Here is a 21,414-nt window from a genome sequence, read left to right as displayed (position 1 = left end):
TATTAGGTTAAAACATCATCATTTTCTTCCTCATGGTCATCGTCGTTATCGCTTAGACTCCAGTAATTGTTTTCTTCGTCTTCACTGCCGATCTCCTCCATTTCGTCGTCATCTTCCACTCCGGGAATATCCAGTCCTTTATCTAATTTATCGTCATCGTTTTCTTGATTAAAAATCGGTTTTCCGTTTCCGTCTAAGGAAATATGCTCTTCCTGATTAAAAATATCTTCACTGGATTTATATTCTCTCTGTTCCAGTCTTCTTTCCTGTTCCTGTTCGCTGTTTTCGGGTATCATACTCTTATTTTTTGGTGTTGTCTGTAATCAAACAAAAATAGTTCCAAGATATTAAGCGTATATTTCAGGATTTACACAGGCAGGCATTTTTTCACCTTTTGAAAAGGCAATAATATTTTCAGCAGCCACTTTTGCCATTCCGTTTCTGGCTTCTTCCGTTGCTGAGCCAATGTGAGGAAGTACACAAACATTAGAAAGCTCTAAAATAGGATCATCTTTAAAAATTGGTTCCGGATTGGTAACATCCAGTCCGGCTCCCCAGATTTTATGCTCAGAAAGTGCGGCGTAAAGATCTTTCTGATGATGGAAACCTCCTCTTGCGGTATTAATGAAGATTGCATTCTTCTTCATCCTATCAAAGACAGAAGCATTAAAAAGCTCTTTCTGCTCTGGTTTGAAATTGGCATGAATACTCAGAACATCGGATTGCTCAATAAGCTCATCAAAAGAAACATATTTTGCTCCCAAATTCTTTTCTGCTTCTTCATTGTGATGGCGGTTGTGATAAATAATCTGCATTCCGAAAGCAGCTCTGGATTTTTCAGCCATTTCATATCCAATTCTTCCGAGACCGAAAATACCGAGCGTTTTTCCGTATAATTCCTGACCCAAAGCGTGCAAAGGATCAAAATCTCCCCAGTTTCCGGATTTTACTTTTTCAAAATTATAGCTTGCCCTTCGTGCAACCGACTGCATGAGTAAAAAAGCAACATCTGAAGTGGCTTTACTTAACACATCGGGTGTATTTCCGACCGGAATTTTTCTTGCATCGGCCTCCTGAATATCAACATGATCAAACCCTACTGAAAACAGGGCAATCGCCTTTATATTCGGACATTCGTTAAAAAAGTCTTTATCGAATTTAAACTCTCCTCCCACGCTTAAAATGGCATCATGGCTTCTGCAGTAATTCAGCCATTCTTCATAGGAGAGATTTTCTTGTTCAGGAATGAATATTTCAAGATTAGCGTCTTTAAGAAGTCTGATACCTGCTTCAGGAATTCTTTTGTTAATGAATACTTTCATATTTTGTGATGGTTAAATGATTTCATCAAGTAAAAAACCTCACTTTTCACAAGTAAGGTTTTTCAACTTTAATATTAAAATGATTATACTTTAATTTATTCTTCTAAGATTCAGATATCAACTCTTCCATTTCTTCCCAAATCTCCAATGCTGATCTTCTGACTTTTCTTTTCGGTTCCGACTTTTTAGCTTTGAAAGTGTTTACCTGAAGATCATTTCCGGATTCTTTTTTATCCGGATTATCTTCCGCTCTGTTTCGGAAATTAATCTTAAAACCGTTCTGAATATTACTGAAATCTTGTAATATTTTAAATCTTTTCGCATTCATCATATTAAGATTTTAGTTAATTATACAGAAATACATATTCAATTTTCGTTCCGAAACGTCACGTAATTTTTGTTTTTAATTAATTTTAATAACAGATTATTTTAAATGGAAGATTTAAAGGTTAAGAATAAGACTCAGGACTGTAACTGTATTGATAAGTCAGTAATAAAGTATGCTTACAAAAAAAGATACTGCCTTTTAAAACAGTATCTTTTCTTATTTTCATCGTCCGGTTGATTAATTGTGATTGTACTCGTAAGTAGTCGTATAAGTTCCCGTTAATGTATTATTATTGTCATAGCTTTTTAAGACACTCTGTGTAGGAAAATTATTAGAGTTGTACTGATAAGTTTGCGTGAATATATCAGAACTTATACCACTTGACCCACTCCCTGTAGTACTATTCACTAATTTGTAAGACAGGACATTATGTTCAGATGCTTGATCTACCTGATAATAAACCTGAATATTCTTTAAACCTGTAACATTTTTGAAAGGATTGTTTTTGTTATCATAAACAATAGGTTGCAGATTACCCGTTCCAGTTTCAACAATAGTTCCATTTTGAGTCGCCTGTATGGTTTGAGTATAGCTTTTTACAGATCCATCAGTATTTAAATAGGCGTCTCTGGTATATGTTTTTACATAATTTCCACTTGTATTTTTTTCTATTATGGTAACATGATCGGCAGATAAATAATTAAACGTTGTAACTGTACTATTCGAACCCGAAATATCCTCCGCTTTTATTAAACGATTAGAACTGTCGTAAGTGAAGGTCTCTGTAGAAGTTGGTGCTCCATTAGAAGAGGTACTAACGATTTTTGTAATCAAATCACCCGTATAAGTAAAGTTGCTGATATCTCCGTCAACTAAACCTTTTTCCTGTACTATTTTTGAACCATTGTAGGTATAAACATAGGTTTCCCCATTATTCATCAATTTGGTAAGAAGAATGGGGGTTGAATCTACAGGATCTACAGTGTTTGAATCGTTAGAGCATGATATTGCAAGTAATGCAATAGACAGAAGCATAATTTTTGTTTTCATGTGCTATTTTAAAATTTCGGCTAAAATATATTTTTTAATTGTTATTTCAGTACTTTTTAAAAAGATTATTACTTTTTTTTGTCCTGATTTAGCCGATTTGAGAAGTAAAAAACATTATCTGTCTGATTCTCAAACTATTCTTTCAAACTCATTTTTTTTAACGACCAAATTATTTTAGAATTTTGGATAATGATCATTATTCAGCATATTCCTGAATATGCTGAAAACTTAAATTGAAAATACGCTCCATCTCCGATTTCCGGCAACGATAAAAATAGTGACTCGGATTATTAACTACTGATTTGTATTTCCAAGCATCGGAACAAATTTGTAAGCCCCGAATTCCTCTTTTTCAAATTCGGTCTGTGAGATTTTTGTAAATCTGTATAAAACCTGCTCATCGGTCGGACCGAGAGGAATAACCATTTTTCCGCCGACTTTAAGCTGTTTCAGAAGTTCGGTTGGTAAAACGGAAGCGCCGCAGGTCACGATAATTTTATCAAACGGAGCAAAGGTAGGAAGTCCGGCAAAGCCATCCCCGAAACTCTGAAATTTTGGATATAAATTCATTTCACGGAGTTTCTTTTTAGAAAAATCGAAAAGATCTTTTTGTCGCTCAACCGTATAAACATGGGCTTTCATTGCCATTAAAACGGCGGTCTGATAACCACAGCCAGTTCCTATTTCCAGCACTTTTTCCCCTTCTTTCACCTGCAAAAGTTCAGACTGCTCGGCAACTGTTGAAGGATGCGAAATCGTCTGATGCGCAAGAATAGGAAAAGCACGGTCTTCGTAGGCAAAATCTTCGAAAATACTTTCAATAAAAAGGTGTCTCGGAACTTCATTCATTGCTGAAAGTACGTTTTCATCCGAAATCCCGATTCTGTTTCGGAGATATTCCACTAAAATCTTTCTTTTTCCTTTATGTACAAATGAATCTTGCGTCATTACAGATAGTAGTTATTAGGTTGCAGGTAACAGTTCGCACAAAAATATGAAATTTTGTCGGGGGTTAAAAACTGTTGCAAGCAGTTTTTAATTTTCTGATAACCGTCAATGTACAACCAACAACAAATTGTTATATTTACAGAAATTTAATACAGCTATGTTGAAAGCAGGTTTGGTAGGAGCCGGACATTTAGGAAAAATACATTTACGACTTTTAAATCAGTCAGATAAATACGAATTCATCGGTTTCCACGACAAAGACGCAGAAAACGGGAAAAAACTGGAAGCGGAATTCGGATATAAATATTTTGAGAATTTTGATGAATTGCTGGAGCAGATCGATATGCTGGATATTGTAACGCCCACCATTTATCATTACGATTATGCGCTAAAAGCAATTGAAAAAGGTCTGCATTTTTTCATTGAAAAACCTGTAACCCAAACTCTTGAACAGGCGGAAGAAATTCTTCAGAAATGCAAGGAAAAAGGCATTAAAGCACAGGTAGGACACGTTGAAAGATATAATCCTGCATTTATTGCAACGAAAGAATACATCAATAATCCGATGTTTATTGAAATTCACCGGTTAGCAGAATTTAATCCCAGAGGAACGGATGTTTCGGTGGTCCTCGATCTGATGATTCATGATCTGGATATTCTATTAAGCATTGCTAAATCTAAGGTTAAAAATATTCACGCAAGCGGCGTTTGTGTGATAAGCAAAACACCGGATATTGCGAATGCGAGAATTGAATTTGAAAATGGCTGTGTTGCGAATTTAACGACTTCCAGAATTTCGATGAAAGCGATGAGAAAGAGCCGTTTCTTCCAGAAAGACGCTTATATTTCCGTTGATTTTCTTGAGAAAAAAGCGGAAGTGATCCGCATGAAAGACGCTCCTGAACACCCTACTCCATTCGACATGATTATTGAAAATGCAGAGGGAGAGAAAAATCAGATTTTATTTGAATATCCGAATATTCAGCCGAACAATGCGATTTTGGATGAGCTTAATTCTTTTGCAGATTCTATTACCGAAGATAAGCATATAGAAGTTTCGCTTGAAGACGGAACAGAAGCGCTGAAAGTGGCTTTGGAAATTATGAAATTGATTTCTTAATTTTTTAACACAAATCGCACAAATATTTTCACGAATAACACGATAATTTATTGATAGAAACGGGCTAAAAACCCGTTTTTTTTATGAATTATTTCCAATTGACTTTTGTCGAAAGTTTTAAATGTCGAATCTCTTTTATATTTAAATTTTAAATCAATTTAATTACTTTTCAATAATTTTTAAATATATTTGTTAACTCTTAATCAATAATTTCTTTAAAACAATCCCTTAACAATTCAATAATTAAAATCACTATGAAAAGAGCCATCCTATTATCCGCTTTTTTATTGTCTCAATTTGGGACATCACAGCTTTTAAAAACACAAGGTGAGAAAATTATTAATGATAAAGGTGAAAATATTCAGTTGCGAGGTCTCGGTTTGGGAGGCTGGATGCTTCAGGAGGGATATATGCTGAAAACGGCTGACTTTGCAGGTCCGCAATACAAAATCAAGGAGAAAATTGCTGAACTGATTGGTGAAGACGGTATGAACGAGTTTTACAAAGTTTATCTGAAAAACGGAATTACCCGACAGGATATTGATTTTCTAAAAAAAGCAGGATTCAATTCGATCAGACTTCCGATGCATTATAATCTGTACACTTTACCGATTGAAAAAGAACCTAAAAAAGGAGAAAATACATGGCTGGAAGAAGGTTTTACAATGACTGATAATCTTCTTAAATGGTGCGCTGATAATAAAATGTACCTTATTCTCGATCTTCATGCAGCTCCGGGCGGACAGGGAAATGATGTAAATATTTCGGATCGTGATAAATCCAAACCATCTCTTTGGGAAAGCGAAGAAAATCAGAAAAAAACCATTGCATTATGGAAGAAATTAGCCGAAAGATATAAAGATTCTCCATGGATTGGCGGTTATGATTTAATTAACGAACCCAATATTAATTTCACAGGAAAAAATATAAACGGAACGGATGAAATGTCGAATGCACCGCTTTGGAAGCTTCAGAAAGAAATCACGGAAGCGATCCGTACTGTTGATAAAAAACACATCATCATTATCGAAGGAAACGGATGGGGAAATAATTACAACGGTTTAACGTCGCTTTGGGATGATAATATGGTCTTCAGCTTCCATAAATACTGGAATAATAATGATGACGCCACGCTGAAATTTGCTTTGGATTTAAGAGAAAAACACAAAATCCCGATCTGGCTGGGCGAAACAGGCGAAAATTCGAATGTATGGTTTACAGAGCTGATCCGGCTTTTAGATAAACACAACATTGGTTACGCATTCTGGCCGATGAAAAAAATAGACAATTTCGCAGGAATTACCAACGTTAAAATTACTCCGGAATACCAGAAATTACTGGATTACTGGAAGAACGGAGCTGAAAAACCATCTAAAGATTTCGCCAAGAAAGCTTTGATGCAGATTGCTGAAAACTATAAATTCAGCAATGTGGAAATTAAAAATGATGTGATTGATGCGATGTTCAGACAGACAAAAGACAGTTCCACAAAACCTTTCAAAAATCTACAGGCTCCAGGAAAAATATTCGCAACCGATTATGATTTAGGAAGAATAGGTTCTGCTTATTCGGATAAAGATTTTATTAATCTTTGGGTAAGTGATCCCGCAAAAAGATCGGAATGGAATTCCGGAAATCAACTGAGAAATGACGGTGTTGATATTTACAGAACAAAAGACAATGAATATTACGTCGGAAAGACAGAAACCGGAGAATGGCTTCAGTATACCATGAACTCAAAAGCAGATAAAACGTATACTTTCGACATAAAATATGCCAGTGAAAACGACGCAAAAATACTGATTGAGGATGCTTCAGGAAAACTATTAACCACCGTTTCATTGGCTTCAACAGGCGGAAATGAAATTTGGAAAACGGCTTCTGCAAAAGGAATTCATCTTAAAAAAGGAGAAAATAAAGTCAGAATTTATTTCGAAAATGATGGCGTTAATCTGAATTATTTTGAAGTGAGATAAAGAAAAAATCATAACTTGCAAATCCCTTTTAGTTTCTAAGAGGGATTTATTTTTAAAACTATTTAAACTTTTATTTTAACCGCAAAAGAAGGAAATGATTAACACTTTAGTTATTTTAAGTTCAATTTTTAAATACAAAAAAAGGAACACATCAGTTTAAAAAATCAAAGATTTTTATCTTTTACAGACTTTTAATCAACTAAAAAGTATTTAAATAGTACAGAATTTCTTTTGCTTCTTTTGCGGTTAATAAAAAGATGATTAAACAAATATTATGAAAAAAATCAAATTATTATTTCTTTTGATTTCGGCATTTGTTTTTGCGCAGAAATCTTCTTTAGATCAAAAAATAAGCTCTATTATTAAAGATAAAAAAGCAACGGTCGGAATTTCTGTTCTGGGGTTCGAAGACAGTTTTACATACAATAAAAATGCTGATAAAAAGCTTCCGATGCAGAGTGTTTTCAAATTTCATATTGCTGCTGCGGTTTTAGATTATGTAGAGAAAGGAAAACTTTCTTTAGATCAAAAAGTTACCCTTAATCAATCGAATTTACATGAAAATACATGGTCGCCTCTTCGCGAAAAATATCCAAATGGCGGTATTGTTCCTCTAAGTGAAGTTATTGAATACACCGTTGCTAAAAGTGACAATAACGGCTGCGATATTCTTTTAAAATTATTGGGCGGAACGCAGGTTGTTCAGAAATTTATGAATGCGAAAGGGGTGAAAAACTTTCAGATCAAATACAATGAAGAAGCGATGCACAAAGACTGGAACGCGCAGTATGAAAATTACACCACCATGAATTCCGCGGTTGATGTGCTGAAAAAGTTTTATGACGGAAAATTATTATCAAAAAAATCAACAGATTATCTGATGAAAGTAATGCTTTCCACTTCTACAGGAACAAATAAATTAATTGAGCAGCTTCCGAAAGATACACTTATCGCAAGAAAAACGGGATCTTCCGGCAAGAATAATGCAGGTTTAACGGGTGCTGAAAATGAAATTGCGATCATCACTTTACCGAATGGCAAGCATTATGCAATAGCTGTATTTGTCAGTAACTCAACGGAAACAGCCGAAGTAAACTGCAGAATGATTTCAGACATTTCAAAAACAGTCTGGGATTATTTTAATAAATAAAAATTTAAGCTTAATTTTAAAACCATTAAAAATGAAAAAAATAGTATTAATAATCGGGTTATTCACTTCCGCAGTATTTTTTGCACAGAAGAGTGAAAATTATCTGCAGGTAGGCTATCACAGCATTTGCTGCGGTACGCCTTCCGCTAAACCTGTGATGGATTTCATTAATCAGTTTCAGAAAAAAAACAAAATAAAAAATTTCGAAGTGTATAAACAAAGCGGTTTGGGAAGAGAAGGTGAATTTAACATTTATATCGGAACAGATACATTCTCCAGAACCCAGAAAACCAAATTTGTGGAAGGACTGAAAGCTGCCATCAATAATCAGAACCAAATGAAAAGGCCTAACAGAGACGGGAATGTGAGTTTTGATGAAACGTTGACGGTAAAAAAAGCAGATCTTTCCAATGCACGAAATTTAACTTTAATCAACAGTAAATAATTAAAACTTAAATAAGGAAAAATGATCAAAAACATTGTAGTTATCGGAGCCGGAACCATGGGAAATGGTATTGCGCACACATTTGCACAAAGCGGTTTTAAAGTAAATCTTGTAGATGTATCTCAGGAAGCTTTAGACAGAGGTCTTAAAACCATTACCACGAATCTCGACAGAATAATTGCAAAGGGAAACCTTACCGAAGAACAAAAAGCGGAAACTTTAGGGAACATCACCACATTTACAGCACTTCAGGATGCGGTAGGTTCTGCGGATCTTATTGTGGAAGCAGCAACGGAAAATCAGGAATTAAAGCTGAAGATTTTCGGACAGATGGATGAATTTGCTCCTGAAAACTGCATCTTGGCAACCAATACTTCCTCAATTTCGATCACAAAAATTGCGGCGGCTACCAAAAGAGCCGATAAGGTAATTGGAATGCACTTTATGAATCCGGTTCCGATCATGAAACTGGTTGAAATCATTAAAGGCTACTCCACTTCCAAAGAGACGTTCGATGCGATCTATGAAATGAGCAAAACGTTAGGAAAAGTTCCTGTAGAGGTAAACGATTATTCGGGATTTGTTGCCAACAGAATTTTAATGCCGATGATTAATGAATCTATCGAGACATTGTACAACGGTGTTGCAGGTGTTGAGGAAATCGATACGGTAATGAAACTGGGAATGGCGCATCCAATGGGACCGCTTCAGCTTGCCGATTTTATTGGTCTTGATGTTTGTTTAGCGATCTTAAACGTAATGTACGATGGCTTCAAAAATCCTAAATATGCTCCGAATCCATTGTTGGTAAATATGGTAATGGCAGGAAAATTAGGCGTAAAATCTGGCGAAGGTTTCTATGATTACTCCGAAAGCAAAAAAGCAGAAAAAGTAGCGAAAATGTTTTCTAAATAATAAAAAGTGAATTGTGAAGGGTAAATTGTGAATTTTCTGGAATTCAATTTTAATGTGATTAAGATTGACTGGCTTTGCAAAATTTACTAATTTCACGATCCATGAAATTTAAAGAAAAAAATATTCAGATATCAATGGTCATCATTACTTTAGTGATGACCATTTTGCGTTTTCTGCTTAATGAAAAAGGACGTGTAAATCCGGATTCCATCCGTTATATGAGATTTGCGCACGTTTTTCCGACGATCGATAATACCACGACGCCTTTAGGATATCCTTTAGCGATAAAATTTTTTACATTTTTCGGGTTTGATGAATTCTGGGGAAGTAAAATTGTAGGAATTTCTGCATTTTTCTTCATTCTTTTTTTCACATGGAAGAAGAAATTTTTCTTTAGAGAATCCATTGTTTTATGTGCTTTATTCAGCTTCCTCTCCATTTTCTCCTACACCATGAGCGAACCGTTGATTTTGCCGTTCGTTATTTTATTTTTATATGTTTCCACATTAATTATTGAAGGAAAATTAGAAAAGAGAAAAGCCGTTTTTTATCTTTCACTAAGCCTGATTGCTTTGTATAACATAAGATACAGCGCTCTTTTCATCATGGGCGGAACCGGACTTTTTGGATTAATTTTCTGGAAAAGAAAATATTCGGGAATATTTATTATTTCAGGACTTATCGGAGGAATTTTTGTGGTTTTGTACAAATTTGTTTTCATTGATTACTTTAACGAAAACTATGTCAGTCAATTTCTGGAAATCGGTCTATATCCTACCTCTAAACTTCTTGTTGAATTGTTTCAGGGATTGTGTACCACTTTCAACCCTTTTATTCACATTGCAGATCCGGGAGGCGGAATGATCAATTATGCGATCTACGGAATCGGCTTTGTAAATATCCTGCTGATTGTTTTCCTTTTTATTAAATACAAACTTTCAGAAACAGAGTTCTTTTATATTTTTGTGAGTGTTTTCGGGATTATCTGTTCTTATTTTATTCAGTATTTTTATTCTGTGAATGCGATTGATTACAGATTAATGGCTCCTTTCAGTCTTCCGGTCTGGCTGGTTTATTTCAGGAAATTATTCATGGTTTTTGAAGTTAAAACATACGCTTTAGGCTTTTTAAGTCTGCTTTCGGGAATGTTATTTACATGGCTTTCCAAAGGCAATTATCTTGAAAACAGAAAGGAAATGAAGCAGTTTCTGCAATCTGAAAAACTTGATGAAATACCTTTAAAATTCTATCTTGAAACCACGGAAGATCTTGATAAAATACAGGTTGCCGAACTGATGAGTACCATCAATCCTAATATTACGCTAACTTTTAAACCGAAAGATACGCTTCAGAAAACAACGTTAACAAGGTATAAAGTTTTGCAAAAAATAAAGATTGACAAGAACAAATACCAATAATTTTATTATCTTTGATTTAAAGTTAAAACATTAAAAAAATGAAATTACCAAAGTTTTTATTAGCAGATAATTCGGAATTTCCAGAAGATTTATTCGTGGTACACACAGAATATCCAAGATTTATCTTAAACGTTGAGGAAGAAGAAGTTGAGTGGCTGGATGATCTGGAAGGTGACGACGAAGAAACAATGGCGGATGAGGCTACAAAAGTAGTGGAAGCTGCGTTTAAATGGTGTGATGAAGAGTTGGCTAAGTACGACGAAGAAGAGGAAGATTAATAACAATTTAAACATAAAAAAGGAACTCGATTGAGTTCCTTTTTATTTTATTCAGCTTTATTGAATTTTAAAAGTAAAAGATTGTCCTGATACAATTCCAGAACATTTCCGGTTACTACATATTTATTGGCTTTTCCTACCATATCCATAAAGTTTTTCTCCACGCTCATATTATCGCAAGCCATTCTTGTAGAACCTAAAGCTCCCGCAGAAAAATTACCCATTGCCGGATCCACTTTCGCTGTCCCGAAGTAATTATTACATCCTGCATTACCACTGATCTTTTCTCCTTCAATATTCAGAGTAGGAATTTTTCCTTTCACATTATCAGCCAAAGCCCATTTTGTACCTGCAAGAGAAGGCTGCGCTTTTCCTACTTTGGAAGCAGAAGAGCTAGACATTGTTCCACACGAAACCAAAACTGCAGCAGTACATATACTTAAAAAAAGATTCTTCATTGTTTACTTTTTGATTTAAACCAAATTTACGGAATTATTATTATTTAAACGGGTTTCGGAAGATTTTATTATTCTTTAACACTTCAGATAAAATTGTAATTGAATATGATTTATCCTGATTTAACCTGAGTTCGGAATAAGTATTAAACGCAAGGTTAAACAAAGAGATTCAATTATCAGGAATTCAGCTTTTAAGATATACAAAGGCGTAAAACTTATCAAAGTAATACCATTTTGTCTTTTTCAAATAAACGAAGTGCCTTTGTTTAGCTTGTAAACTTTCAATAAGTAAAAAAAATCTTTTGTTTTTCTTTGCGATAAAATAATACAACGCTATAAATCAATTATTTAAATTTATTTCTTATCCCACACTGAGGTTAATTTAATAAAATATTAAATCTTTAAACTATTGGCAATTTCGGTTTTTGCCCATAAAAAAAACGGACAAATGTCCGTTTATATTGTATTCGAAAGATAATTTTTTTACCCTCTTAATTCTGCACTGAATTCTTTCTGGAAAGATTTAATTAAGGAATCCATTACCGCAGTAATTTCTTTCTCTTCAAGAGTTTTTTCCTCGTTTAAAAGTTCGAAACTCATTGCATAAGACTTCTTGCCTTCCGGAAGATTTTTCCCCTCGTAAACGTCAAATAAATTAATATTTTTCAGGTACGGAGATTTATTTTTCTTTGCTGTCTGATAAAGATCTTCGTAATTCACGTTCTTATCGATCAGTAAAGCAAGGTCTCTTCTGATTTTATTGAATTTAGGAATATCTTTGAATTTCAATTGATTTTCAGAACGTAATTTCTGAGCAAATTCAAGTTCAATTTCGGCGTAGAAACATTCCTGCTCAATATCGAAATCTTTCAACATCTGAGTAGCCACTTTCCCGATTCTTACCAAAGCTTTTCCATCCACTTCATACGCCAAAGCATCAGAAAATCTTTCATCAGACAAAGCCACTTCTTTATAATCAACTGCTAATCTTTCCAGCAAAACTTTTACATAAGCTTTCAGATTATAGAAGCTTGTCGCAGATTTCGGCTGCAACCAGTTTTCTGCAACATCTCTTCCGGAAACAAGGATAGCCAATTGCTTTCTTTCCTCGTATTGATCCCTCTTATGATAGATCTTTCCGAATTCGAAGAATTTAATATCCTGATTTTTTCTGTTGATATTGTAAATTGCATTCTGCAAAAGCCCTTCCAGTAAAGACTTTCTCATAAATGCCAGATCGCTGCTTAAAGGATTCAGTAATTTTACGGCATCCGTTTCATCTTTCAGCGAAGTCAATGAGTTGTTCATTACTTCATTGAAACCTAGTCCCTGTAATGTTCTTGCCCAGTTATTTTCAAGCTCATCCTGATCCTGTGCAGCCAATTTTACCGGCGTAAACGAAATTTTCTGAGGAGCATCGATCTTATTGTATCCGTAAATTCTTAAAATCTCCTCGATAACGTCAATTTCTCTGGTAACATCTGCTCTGTAAGCAGGTACAGAAATTTCATAACCATTCTGAATTTCATTTAAAACCTGAATTTCAAGGGCTTTTAAAATTTCTTTTACTTTTTCCCTGTGAATTTTGGTTCCTAAAATCTGCTCGATTTTTGAAAATCTAATGATGACGTACTGATCTTCAATTTTCTTAGGATATTGTTCCAGCAATTCTCCCACAAGTTTTCCTTCAGTAAGTTCCTGAACTAATTTTATAGCGTGCGTAATTGCTGTTCTTGTAATATTAGGATCTACTCCTCTCTCGAATCTGAAAGAAGCATCGGTATTCAATCCATGGAATTTTGCTCCTTTTCTCACCGCAACCGGATTGAAATAAGCACTTTCCAAAAAGATGGTAGTTGTTTCAGCAGAAACCCCTGAATTAGCTCCTCCGAAAACTCCGGCAATACATATCGGTGTATCTTTTCCGTCTTTGATGATGATTTCAGAACCGTTCAAAGTTCTTTCAACGCCGTCTAAAGTCGTGAATTTTGTTCCTTCTTTTACTGTCCCTACTTTTACTTTTTTATCTGTAATTTTATCTGCATCAAAAGCATGAAGCGGCTGTCCGTAACCGTGAAGGATATAATTTGTAATATCTACAACATTGTTGATCGGGCTTAATCCGATGGCTTTCAGTCTGTCTTTCAGCCAAGCCGGAGAGTCTGCCACTTTTACATTTTCAATCACCGCTCCGATGTATCTCGGGCATAATTCTGCATCTTCCACTTCTAATGTAAAATCGTGAGAACCTTCGTTGTTCAGTGCAACAGAAGATACTTTTTCGAACTCCGATTTCTGCTTGTTTGTGGAAAGATAAGCGTGAAGATCTCTTGCAACACCGTAATGAGACATTGCATCGGTTCTGTTCGGCGTTAAACCGATTTCCAGAACTTCATCGTTTGTTATTTCAAAATAATCTGCGAAATTTTTTCCGACTTCAAACTTTTCTTCATCCAAAACCATAATTCCGCCATGATCGTCGCTAAGACCCAATTCGTCTTCTGCACAGATCATACCCTGAGAAACTTCTCCCCGGATTTTTGCTTCTTTGATCTCGAAAAAGTTTCCGGTTTTATCATAGATTTTTGTTCCGACAACTGCTACGGGAACGGTTTGTCCGGCTTCCACATTAGGAGCTCCGCAAACGATGTTTAAAATCTTTCCGTTTCCTACTTCTACGGTTGTCTTTTTTAATTTGTCTGCATTCGGATGTTTCTCGCAGGTTAAAACTTTACCCACAACAATTCCTTCCAGGCTTCCTTTTATGCTTTCAAATTTTTCTATCCCTTCAACTTCAAGACCTATATCTGTAAGGAACTCACCGATTCTTTCAGTTTTCAGGTCCGTTTTGATATAATCTTTAAGCCAGTTGTTTGATATTTTCATCTGATAATTTATTATTTTTCAAGGTTAAAAGAAACCCTGTTTATTTTGAAAATTTTACTTGAATTTTTCGCGTTACAAATATCGTGTTTTTTTAAGAAACAGAGAAATGTGAGAGAAACTTTAAGAGTTATTTAGCAGCTTTCTTTTTCCTGCCGGATTAGCAAGGCATTTTCATTGCGAAAAGCGAAACACCGCAGCAACCTGAAAACCTTATTTTTAACGCAAAAGATCGCTAAGAAAAGTATTGTTAAATTTCGAATATTTTTGTTCGCTAAGGTGTTCTACTCAGCAAGTAACAGCAGAATTTAAATCTGTCATTACTATTTCTGAAACTAAGCCTAGATTCCTATGGAATGACCAACTTTGCAGATATATTCTTACTTCTTCTCTTTGTTCTTTACAAAACGGCGGACTGCAATTTTAGCCCCGATTGCAGCTTTGTTTGAGCTCATTTACTTAGGAATCGGCTGCGGCAGCTTCGCTGCCGCAGCCGATTCCTAAGTAAATAGCGAGTGCGGAAAGCGGGAAATAGCTCCTAAAAAATAAGAGGTTCTGAAAAAATCAAAACCTCTTATCCTATTTTATTTACGTCAAAATTACAATCCGATGACCGGCATTGATAACATTAAAATACTTTCGTTTTCTTCAAGACCATCAAGAGGTTCGATAATTCCCGGTCTGTTTGGCTGAGACATTTTCATGGTGATATCGTCTGAACCAAGAATCGTTAACATTTCCGTTAAGAATTTAGAGCTGAAGCCGATGTTGATGTCTTCTCCGTTATAATCGCAAGGAATCTGCATATCTGCTTTGTTTGCATACTCCGTATCTTCTGCGTGAAGGTGAAGAATGTTTGCAGAAAGCTTAAATCTTACCTGATTTGTCGATTTATTAGACATGATGGAAGCTCTTTTAATCGCTCCTAATAAAAGATTTCTGTTGATGGTTAATACATTAGGGTTTTCTTTAGGAATTACCGCTGTATAATTCGGATATTTTCCGTCGATTAATCTACAGATCCAAACGTGTTTTCCAAAAGTGAATTTTGCCATGTTCTCGTTGAATTCGATCGTTACGTCTTCATTGGAGCTCGCTAAAATATTTTTGAAAATGTTTAATGGCTTTTTAGGCATGATGAATTCCATAGGTTCGGCATTCATCAGATCTTTTCTTTTATATACTACCAATCTGTGAGAATCTGTAGAAACGAAGTTGGTTTCATTTTCTCCAAACTGGAACAGTACTCCCGTCATTACCGGACGAAGAGAGTCGTTACTTGTTGCGAAAAGCGTATTGGTAAGGGCTTCAGATAAAACTCCTGCAGGCATGGTAACACTTTGTGCGGCATCAAATTCCGGCAATTCCGGATAATCGTCTGCGTTATCCAATGCTACGGCGAAGTTATCTTTTTCATCTAAAATCTCAAGCTGACTTCCTGTTCCTTCCGCATTGTCCTTCACAACCAACGTAAGAGGCTGTTCTCCGTAAGTCTTGATGAAGTCCTGAAAAATCTTTGCAGGAACGGCAAATTTACCCGTATCATCAGACTTTGCCTCAAGAGAAGTTACAAGAGTCGTTTCGCCGTCAGATGCGGTAATGGTAACCTGAGTTCCGTCTAATTCAAAAAGATAGTTTTCTAAAATCGGTCTCGACTGAGAGCTTGATATTACGCCACTTACAGTTTGCAAAGCCTTCTGTAGTTCACCACTTGAAATAATAAATTTCATAGATTTAAAAATAAATTTTTACAAATATAATAAATAGAAAACAGAATGAAAAGAATAATTCTGAGAGTTATTAACATCCATCAAAATAATTTTACAACTTCCCTGCTCTGCTTTTTGATGCCCGAAAACATCCTAAAGCACTAAAGATAAGGATTTTCTTTTAGCAATTGACTATATTTGCAAATAAAGTTTTAATATGCGAAAACCTCCTGTACATAAGAGTTTACGAAATGCTTTCCGGGGTGTTTTTCTCATGATGAAGCATGAAAGAAATTTTCAGCTTGAATTTGCCGCTTTCCTTGTTAATTTGTTTCTGATTTTTTACCTGAATCTTTCTTCTACAGATACTATTTTAATTTTAATGGTTTCCTTCGGCGTTTTAACGACTGAAATTCTGAATACTGCCATTGAGAAAATCTGCGATTTTGTTCAGCCTGAATTTGATAAAAGAATTGGATTTATCAAAGATATTTCCGCCGGAGCCGTAGTTTTGATGGCTATTTTATCAGTTATCGTCGGAGTTATGGTTTACTGGAAATATGTTTCAGGATTTCTTCAGCAGTTCTGAAGGTTGTTTATAAATATTTTTCTATAATCGGAATGGCAATTTCAGCCATGATTCCATAACCTTTTTCATTGGGGTGAATGCCGTCTTCTGAAAGCAGGATTTCTTTATCCTGCAGAAAAGCAGAATGAAAATCTATATAATTCAGAGAATTTTCTTTGGCAATTTGTTTTAGAATCTGATTGTATACCAAAACCTCATCATTTGTTCTTAATTTTCCGGAGGCAGTGATAATTCCGTCTAATTTTTCAGCAATCGGGAGAATGCTTATTAAGTAAATTGTTTGTGAATATTTTTCTGCTTCCTGAACCGCCTTTAATATATTTTCCCTGAACTTTTCCGGATTTACAAGGTAATTATCTTCTTTTACAGCCAGATCGTTTGCGCCGTATCCCAGAAAAATAATATTTCCTTCATCTGAATTTCTTGCTGCTATTTCGGAAGAAATTCTTTTTACCAAACCTTCGGTTGTTTCGCCGCCGATTCCAAGGTTGAAAATAATCAGTTCTTTGCTTCCTTCATTGTATTTTTGCAGAACATATCTTTTTAGAATATCGACCCAGCCGCCAAAAACGCCATCGTATTCTCCATAAGTGATGCTGTCGCCAAAAAATAATCCGTACATAGTTTAGGCAAATGTTAATTGTTCAATTAAAAATCAATCCAAAATTAGGGTAATATTTTTATGCGATTCTATAATTTCTATTAAAATTTCAAATAGCGTTTGTCCGTTTCCATTAATTAAATCATCCAGTTTTTGCTGAATCAATGTAACGTTGAAAGGTCTTCCCTGTCGGATTTTATTTTCGTAAAATTCTTTGGTGAGATCAAAACCTAAATCTTCTTTTGATTTTCGAGAATCTTTCCAAATCAATTCACCCTGAAATCCATACAAAATATCATCAAAACCATCTAAAGTTCCGACTTTCCAATTTTCATCTTTCAAAAAAAGTAATGAAGCTTCCTCGTAGAACGCTTCCAGATTTGAAAAATGACTGCCATTGATGACAGTCATTTTGTTTTTATTGTTATTTGAAGTACTCCACTCCATTTTTAAAGATGTTGTGATAATTTGCGGTTGGAATATTTTTAAACAGACCTTCTGCAAAACGTTCCGGATGTCCCATTCTTCCGAAAATTTTTCCGCAAGGACTTGTGACACCCTCAATTCCGAATAATGAATTATTGGGATTGAAAGGCATTCCTTGGGCAATATTTCCTTCTAAATCTAAATATTGAGTGGCAATTTGTCCGTTTTCATATAACTTCTGAATTTCTGCTTCCGATGCCATGAAACGACCTTCCCCGTGAGAAATCGGAATGGTGAAAACCTGATCTTTCATTCCTTTTAGCCAAGGAGATTCGTCATTTACGACTTTTACATTGACCATCTGGGAAATATGTCTTCTGATCGCGTTGTGAGCCAACGTTGGAGAATTTTCATCTAAATCTTTAATTCTTCCGTAAGGTAATAATCCTGATTTAACCAACGCCTGAAAACCGTTACAGATCCCGATAATCATTCCGTCTCTGTCTAGCAATTCGTGAACGGCATTTCTCATCTTTTCGTTTTTCAACACATTGACGATGAATTTTGCAGAACCATCCGGTTCGTCACCCGCAGAGAAACCTCCTGAGAAAGCTAAAATCTGGGAAGTTTTAATTTCTTCTACCCATGCATCAATACTTTCATCCAACAATTGGTGATTGATATTGATTAATGGTAAACTGCTGATTACAGCGCCTTCTTTTGCGAAAGCATTCAGTGTGTCGTATTCGCAGTTTGTTCCCGGGAAAACCGGAGCAAACACTTTTGGCTGAGCGATTCCGTGTTTCTTAATGATGATATTTCTAGGATTGACTGAATTTAATTTTTCATCCAATGCAACCGTTATTTTTTCTTTTTCAACTGTCGGGAAAAGATTTTCGAAAGTATTGGTGTTTGCAGCTAATAATTTGTTGATGGAAGTTTGAAGATTGTTGATGGTTAAAACTTCGTCTGAAACAACTTGACCTATCAATTGAAGATTTACAGAACTTAATTCTTCTTTAGATTCTATAATTAAGCTACCAATTCGCTTGCTGAGCAATGCCGAAACATCATCTACTGTAATGTCAGCGCCCAATCTGTTTCCAAAGCTCATTTTTGCCAAAGCAACCGCAACTCCACCCTCTTTAACCGTTTTTACTGAAACGATTTTTCCTGCTTTGATATTTTGGAATATGAATTCATAAACATCTTTTAAAGCATCGTAATTCGGAAGTCCGTTTTCCTGAGCGATATGATTGAAGAAATATAGTTTATTTCCTTCGTTTTTAAATTCAGGAGAGATGATATTTTTCTTTTCTCCGTTTGCACAGGCGAAAGAGATTAATGTTGGCGGCACATTCAGATCCTGATACGTTCCGCTCATTGAATCTTTACCTCCGATAGCTGCTAAACCGAAATTGATCTGAGCATCGTAAGCTCCCAAAAGTGAAGCCAAAGGTTTTCCCCACTTTTCAGGATTCTGACCTAATTTCTCAAAATATTCCTGAAAACTGAATCTGATATTTTTATAATCGCCACCCATTGCAACGATCTTCGCAACACTTTCTACTACTGCATAAGAAGCTCCCAGTAAAGAATTCTGTTTAGAAATCTCTGCATCGAATCCCCAACTTGCCAGAGAAACGGTTTCGATATCTTTTGCTCCGATGATTGGCAATGTCTGAACACTTCCTTCCATCAAAGTCTGCTGGTATTTTCCACCTAAAGGCATCGCAACCGTAGTTGCACCAATTGATGAATCGAACATTTCCAGCAATCCTTTTTGAGAAGCAACATTCTTATCGCTTAAAATTTTCAGGAAATTCTCTTCATTAAATGCCGGAATCTCTTCTTTTACTTCATTAAGGTGCGTAATTTTAACTTCCTGACTTTTTGAACAGCCGTTCGTATCTAAAAAAGCTCTTGAAAGATCAACAATTTTATCACCTTTCCAGAACATCTGCATTCTTCCTGAATCTGTCACTTTTGCAACCTCAACAGCCACAATATTTTCAGCTTCACAGAATTTGATGAACTTTTCTTTATCTTTTGGTTCAACCACAACCGCCATTCTTTCCTGAGATTCAGAGATAGCAAGTTCAGTTCCGTTCAAACCTTCATATTTTAAAGGTAAAACATCCAGATTAACCTCCAAAGAATCAGCAATTTCGCCAATTGCCACGGAAACTCCTCCCGCTCCGAAGTCATTTGATTTTTTAATCAGTCTCGTTACTTCAGGATTTCTGAATAATCTCTGAATTTTGCGCTCTTCAACGGCATTTCCTTTCTGAACTTCAGAACTCATCGTATGGATAGAAGTTTCGTCCTGTTCTTTTGAACTTCCGCTTGCTCCTCCAACACCGTCACGACCTGTTGATCCTCCTAAAATAATGATAGAATCACCATTTGCCGGTTTTTCACGTCTTACCCAATCCACAGGAACGGCTCCCGCAACGAAACCAACTTCCATTCTTTTCGCTTTGTAGCCTTCATCGTAGATTTCAGAAACCATTGTAGTTGCCAAACCAATTTGGTTCCCGTAAGAGGAATATCCGTTTGCAGCCTGTTTTGTGATTGTTTTTTGAGGCAATTTTCCCGGTAATGTTTTATCAACCGGTTCCAAAACATCTGCAGCACCCGTTAATCTCATCGCTTGGAAAACAAAAGAACGCCCAGACAAAGGATCTCTGATGGCTCCTCCTAAACATGTTGAAGCACCACCAAAAGGTTCGATTTCTGTCGGGTGATTGTGCGTTTCATTTTTGAATAATAAATACCACGGTTCTTTTTTACCATCGTATTCTGCTTCAATCTGGATTGTACAGGCGTTGATTTCGTCAGAAACTACCAGGTTTTCTAACTGACCTGTTTTATGGAAATATCTTCCGCAAACGGTTGCCAGATCCATCAAGGAAATAGGTTTCAATTCGCGTCCTAAGAATTTTCTTTTTTCGATATAATCATTGAAAATCGTTTCCAATGTATGTTTAAACTGTCCTTCAAATTCGATATTGGACAATTCTGTTTCGAAGGTTGTGTGACGACAATGGTCGCTCCAATAGGTGTCTAAAACTTTAAGTTCCGTTTCCGTAGGATTTCTCTGTTCCGATTTAAAATATTCCTGAATGAATTTCAAATCATCCAACCCTAATGCAAAACCGTGATTATTAAAGAATTCTTCAAGCTGAGCATCATCGAAATCGATAAAACCTTGGTGAACAATAACTTTTGAAGGAGTTTCTTCCGCAGGAATGTTTAAGGTTGATAAATCTTTTTCCTGAGATTCCACTTTATTGATTAAAAGGTCTTTGATTTTTGCTAAATCAGATTCGGAAACACCTTCAAATTCAATTAGTTTCCCGCTTCTTACTTTAGATTTTTCATTTCCCGTTAATAAAGCAATGCACTGTTGGGCAGAATCTGCACGCTGATCGTATTGCCCCGGCAAAAATTCCAATGCGAAATAAACTCCCTGTGCAGGATTTTCTTCGATTAAAATATCAGTAACCGGATCTACGAAAGTGCTGTTGACTACCTTTTCGAATTCCCCGTCATTTAATCCAAAAATATCGTACACGTTGTATACTTTTACGCTTTGGATGGACGGTATAACCGCTTTTACTTCATCAAAAATTTTTGGACTTTCCACATCGAAAATTCCTCTTTTTTCTACGAAAATTCTTTTGTTTTGAGACATTAGATGTCAGATTTTATTTAGATTTATTTATTTTTTTAAATAATCAATGGGATGATTTTAAATCAGCAATACATTGATCAGATAGCAGTCCTACGGACTGC

At 35.5% G+C, this 21,414-nt stretch carries 19 protein-coding genes; 8 read left to right on the top strand and 11 right to left on the bottom strand.

Annotation, left to right across the window (positions count from 1 at the left end; all coding sequences use genetic code 11):
* Nucleotides 1–2 precede the first annotated feature (2 nt).
* The 5 genes from AC52CF_RS07520 to AC52CF_RS07500 form a co-directional block, all read right to left on the bottom strand.
* A complete protein-coding gene (locus AC52CF_RS07520; protein ID WP_214590163.1) occupies nt 3–296 on the bottom strand; it encodes a hypothetical protein in 294 nt (97 codons plus the stop codon).
* Between the two features lie 51 nt (nt 297–347).
* Nucleotides 348–1,322: a 2-hydroxyacid dehydrogenase gene (locus AC52CF_RS07515; protein WP_214590164.1), complete on the bottom strand. Its 975-nt coding sequence runs from the start codon at nt 1,320–1,322 to the stop codon at nt 348–350.
* A 103-nt stretch (nt 1,323–1,425) separates the two neighbouring features.
* Nucleotides 1,426–1,653: a hypothetical protein gene (locus tag AC52CF_RS07510; protein WP_214590165.1), complete on the bottom strand. Its 228-nt coding sequence runs from the start codon at nt 1,651–1,653 to the stop codon at nt 1,426–1,428.
* A 234-nt stretch (nt 1,654–1,887) separates the two neighbouring features.
* Nucleotides 1,888–2,685 carry a hypothetical protein gene (locus AC52CF_RS07505; RefSeq protein ID WP_214590166.1) on the bottom strand — a complete coding sequence of 266 codons (798 nt, stop codon included), beginning with the start codon at nt 2,683–2,685 and terminating at the stop codon, nt 1,888–1,890.
* A gap of 309 nt (nt 2,686–2,994) precedes the next feature.
* Nucleotides 2,995–3,648, bottom strand: a complete 654-nt coding sequence (locus tag AC52CF_RS07500; RefSeq protein WP_214590167.1) for a protein-L-isoaspartate(D-aspartate) O-methyltransferase — start codon at nt 3,646–3,648, stop codon at nt 2,995–2,997.
* A 157-nt stretch (nt 3,649–3,805) separates the two neighbouring features.
* Here AC52CF_RS07500 and AC52CF_RS07495 point away from each other — a divergent pair, with 157 nt between their 5' ends.
* The 7 genes from AC52CF_RS07495 (at nt 3,806) to AC52CF_RS07465 (ending at nt 10,950) form a co-directional block, all read left to right on the top strand.
* Entirely contained in the window at nt 3,806–4,768 is a 963-nt protein-coding gene (locus AC52CF_RS07495) for a Gfo/Idh/MocA family protein (RefSeq protein WP_496518013.1), read from the top strand.
* A gap of 254 nt (nt 4,769–5,022) precedes the next feature.
* Nucleotides 5,023–6,744: a cellulase family glycosylhydrolase gene (locus tag AC52CF_RS07490; protein ID WP_496518012.1), complete on the top strand. Its 1,722-nt coding sequence runs from the start codon at nt 5,023–5,025 to the stop codon at nt 6,742–6,744.
* A gap of 274 nt (nt 6,745–7,018) precedes the next feature.
* Entirely contained in the window at nt 7,019–7,894 is an 876-nt protein-coding gene (gene bla-A, locus AC52CF_RS07485; protein WP_496518011.1) for a CGA/CIA family class A beta-lactamase, read from the top strand.
* A 31-nt stretch (nt 7,895–7,925) separates the two neighbouring features.
* Nucleotides 7,926–8,339 (top strand): hypothetical protein, encoded by a 414-nt coding sequence (locus tag AC52CF_RS07480; protein ID WP_375181747.1) that lies wholly within the window; start codon nt 7,926–7,928, stop codon nt 8,337–8,339.
* A 24-nt stretch (nt 8,340–8,363) separates the two neighbouring features.
* Nucleotides 8,364–9,254 (top strand): 3-hydroxybutyryl-CoA dehydrogenase, encoded by an 891-nt coding sequence (locus tag AC52CF_RS07475; RefSeq protein WP_214591104.1) that lies wholly within the window; start codon nt 8,364–8,366, stop codon nt 9,252–9,254.
* 101 nt (nt 9,255–9,355) lie between these two features.
* Entirely contained in the window at nt 9,356–10,672 is a 1,317-nt protein-coding gene (locus tag AC52CF_RS07470) for a hypothetical protein (protein ID WP_214590173.1), read from the top strand.
* Nucleotides 10,673–10,710: 38 nt separating this feature from the next.
* The gene (locus AC52CF_RS07465; protein WP_002977986.1) at nt 10,711–10,950 is read left to right on the top strand and encodes a DUF8828 family protein; all 240 of its coding nucleotides are present in this window, start codon (nt 10,711–10,713) and stop codon (nt 10,948–10,950) included.
* 47 nt (nt 10,951–10,997) lie between these two features.
* On the opposite strand, the gene AC52CF_RS07460 is transcribed toward AC52CF_RS07465, so the two are convergent.
* From AC52CF_RS07460 to dnaN, 3 genes are all read right to left on the bottom strand, one after another.
* Complete coding sequence (locus AC52CF_RS07460; RefSeq protein ID WP_214590174.1) at nt 10,998–11,408, bottom strand: META domain-containing protein; 411 nt, start codon at nt 11,406–11,408, stop codon at nt 10,998–11,000.
* A 483-nt stretch (nt 11,409–11,891) separates the two neighbouring features.
* Nucleotides 11,892–14,294: a phenylalanine--tRNA ligase subunit beta gene (gene pheT, locus AC52CF_RS07455; RefSeq protein WP_214590175.1), complete on the bottom strand. Its 2,403-nt coding sequence runs from the start codon at nt 14,292–14,294 to the stop codon at nt 11,892–11,894.
* A gap of 596 nt (nt 14,295–14,890) precedes the next feature.
* Nucleotides 14,891–16,021, bottom strand: a complete 1,131-nt coding sequence (dnaN, locus tag AC52CF_RS07450) for a DNA polymerase III subunit beta (RefSeq protein WP_076394496.1) — start codon at nt 16,019–16,021, stop codon at nt 14,891–14,893.
* A gap of 196 nt (nt 16,022–16,217) precedes the next feature.
* Here dnaN and AC52CF_RS07445 point away from each other — a divergent pair, with 196 nt between their 5' ends.
* The gene (locus AC52CF_RS07445) at nt 16,218–16,589 is read left to right on the top strand and encodes a diacylglycerol kinase family protein (RefSeq protein WP_290266184.1); all 372 of its coding nucleotides are present in this window, start codon (nt 16,218–16,220) and stop codon (nt 16,587–16,589) included.
* 7 nt (nt 16,590–16,596) lie between these two features.
* Here AC52CF_RS07445 and AC52CF_RS07440 read toward each other — a convergent pair whose 3' ends face one another.
* Genes AC52CF_RS07440 through AC52CF_RS07430 form a run of 3 tightly spaced genes read right to left on the bottom strand, consistent with a single transcriptional unit; the run spans nt 16,597 to nt 21,313 of the window.
* Nucleotides 16,597–17,211 (bottom strand): SGNH/GDSL hydrolase family protein, encoded by a 615-nt coding sequence (locus tag AC52CF_RS07440; RefSeq protein ID WP_214590177.1) that lies wholly within the window; start codon nt 17,209–17,211, stop codon nt 16,597–16,599.
* 33 nt (nt 17,212–17,244) lie between these two features.
* Nucleotides 17,245–17,637: a barstar family protein gene (locus AC52CF_RS07435; protein WP_214590178.1), complete on the bottom strand. Its 393-nt coding sequence runs from the start codon at nt 17,635–17,637 to the stop codon at nt 17,245–17,247.
* Nucleotides 17,615–21,313, bottom strand: a complete 3,699-nt coding sequence (locus tag AC52CF_RS07430) for a phosphoribosylformylglycinamidine synthase (protein ID WP_496518010.1) — start codon at nt 21,311–21,313, stop codon at nt 17,615–17,617. The genes AC52CF_RS07435 and AC52CF_RS07430 overlap by 23 nt, the downstream gene beginning before the upstream one ends.
* Between the last annotated feature and the right edge of the window lie 101 nt (nt 21,314–21,414).

The organism is Chryseobacterium sp. 2P, from assembly GCF_059579425.1.
The sequence above is the reverse complement of the archived record's forward strand: the minus strand, read 5'-3'. Positions and strand labels throughout refer to the sequence as shown.

Coding starts and splice junctions, on each gene's coding strand:
- AC52CF_RS07510 (WP_214590165.1), bottom strand. CDS start 1,653: ATGATGAATGCGAAAAGATTTAAAATATTACAAGATTTCAGTAATATT.
- pheT (WP_214590175.1), bottom strand. CDS start 14,294: ATGAAAATATCAAACAACTGGCTTAAAGATTATATCAAAACGGACCTG.
- AC52CF_RS07505 (WP_214590166.1), bottom strand. CDS start 2,685: ATGCTTCTGTCTATTGCATTACTTGCAATATCATGCTCTAACGATTCA.
- AC52CF_RS07460 (WP_214590174.1), bottom strand. CDS start 11,408: ATGAAGAATCTTTTTTTAAGTATATGTACTGCTGCAGTTTTGGTTTCG.
- AC52CF_RS07470 (WP_214590173.1), top strand. CDS start 9,356: ATGAAATTTAAAGAAAAAAATATTCAGATATCAATGGTCATCATTACT.
- dnaN (WP_076394496.1), bottom strand. CDS start 16,021: ATGAAATTTATTATTTCAAGTGGTGAACTACAGAAGGCTTTGCAAACT.
- AC52CF_RS07515 (WP_214590164.1), bottom strand. CDS start 1,322: ATGAAAGTATTCATTAACAAAAGAATTCCTGAAGCAGGTATCAGACTT.
- bla-A (WP_496518011.1), top strand. CDS start 7,019: ATGAAAAAAATCAAATTATTATTTCTTTTGATTTCGGCATTTGTTTTT.
- AC52CF_RS07495 (WP_496518013.1), top strand. CDS start 3,806: ATGTTGAAAGCAGGTTTGGTAGGAGCCGGACATTTAGGAAAAATACAT.
- AC52CF_RS07440 (WP_214590177.1), bottom strand. CDS start 17,211: ATGTACGGATTATTTTTTGGCGACAGCATCACTTATGGAGAATACGAT.
- AC52CF_RS07480 (WP_375181747.1), top strand. CDS start 7,926: ATGAAAAAAATAGTATTAATAATCGGGTTATTCACTTCCGCAGTATTT.
- AC52CF_RS07500 (WP_214590167.1), bottom strand. CDS start 3,648: ATGACGCAAGATTCATTTGTACATAAAGGAAAAAGAAAGATTTTAGTG.
- AC52CF_RS07465 (WP_002977986.1), top strand. CDS start 10,711: ATGAAATTACCAAAGTTTTTATTAGCAGATAATTCGGAATTTCCAGAA.
- AC52CF_RS07430 (WP_496518010.1), bottom strand. CDS start 21,313: ATGTCTCAAAACAAAAGAATTTTCGTAGAAAAAAGAGGAATTTTCGAT.
- AC52CF_RS07445 (WP_290266184.1), top strand. CDS start 16,218: ATGCGAAAACCTCCTGTACATAAGAGTTTACGAAATGCTTTCCGGGGT.
- AC52CF_RS07520 (WP_214590163.1), bottom strand. CDS start 296: ATGATACCCGAAAACAGCGAACAGGAACAGGAAAGAAGACTGGAACAG.
- AC52CF_RS07435 (WP_214590178.1), bottom strand. CDS start 17,637: ATGGAGTGGAGTACTTCAAATAACAATAAAAACAAAATGACTGTCATC.
- AC52CF_RS07490 (WP_496518012.1), top strand. CDS start 5,023: ATGAAAAGAGCCATCCTATTATCCGCTTTTTTATTGTCTCAATTTGGG.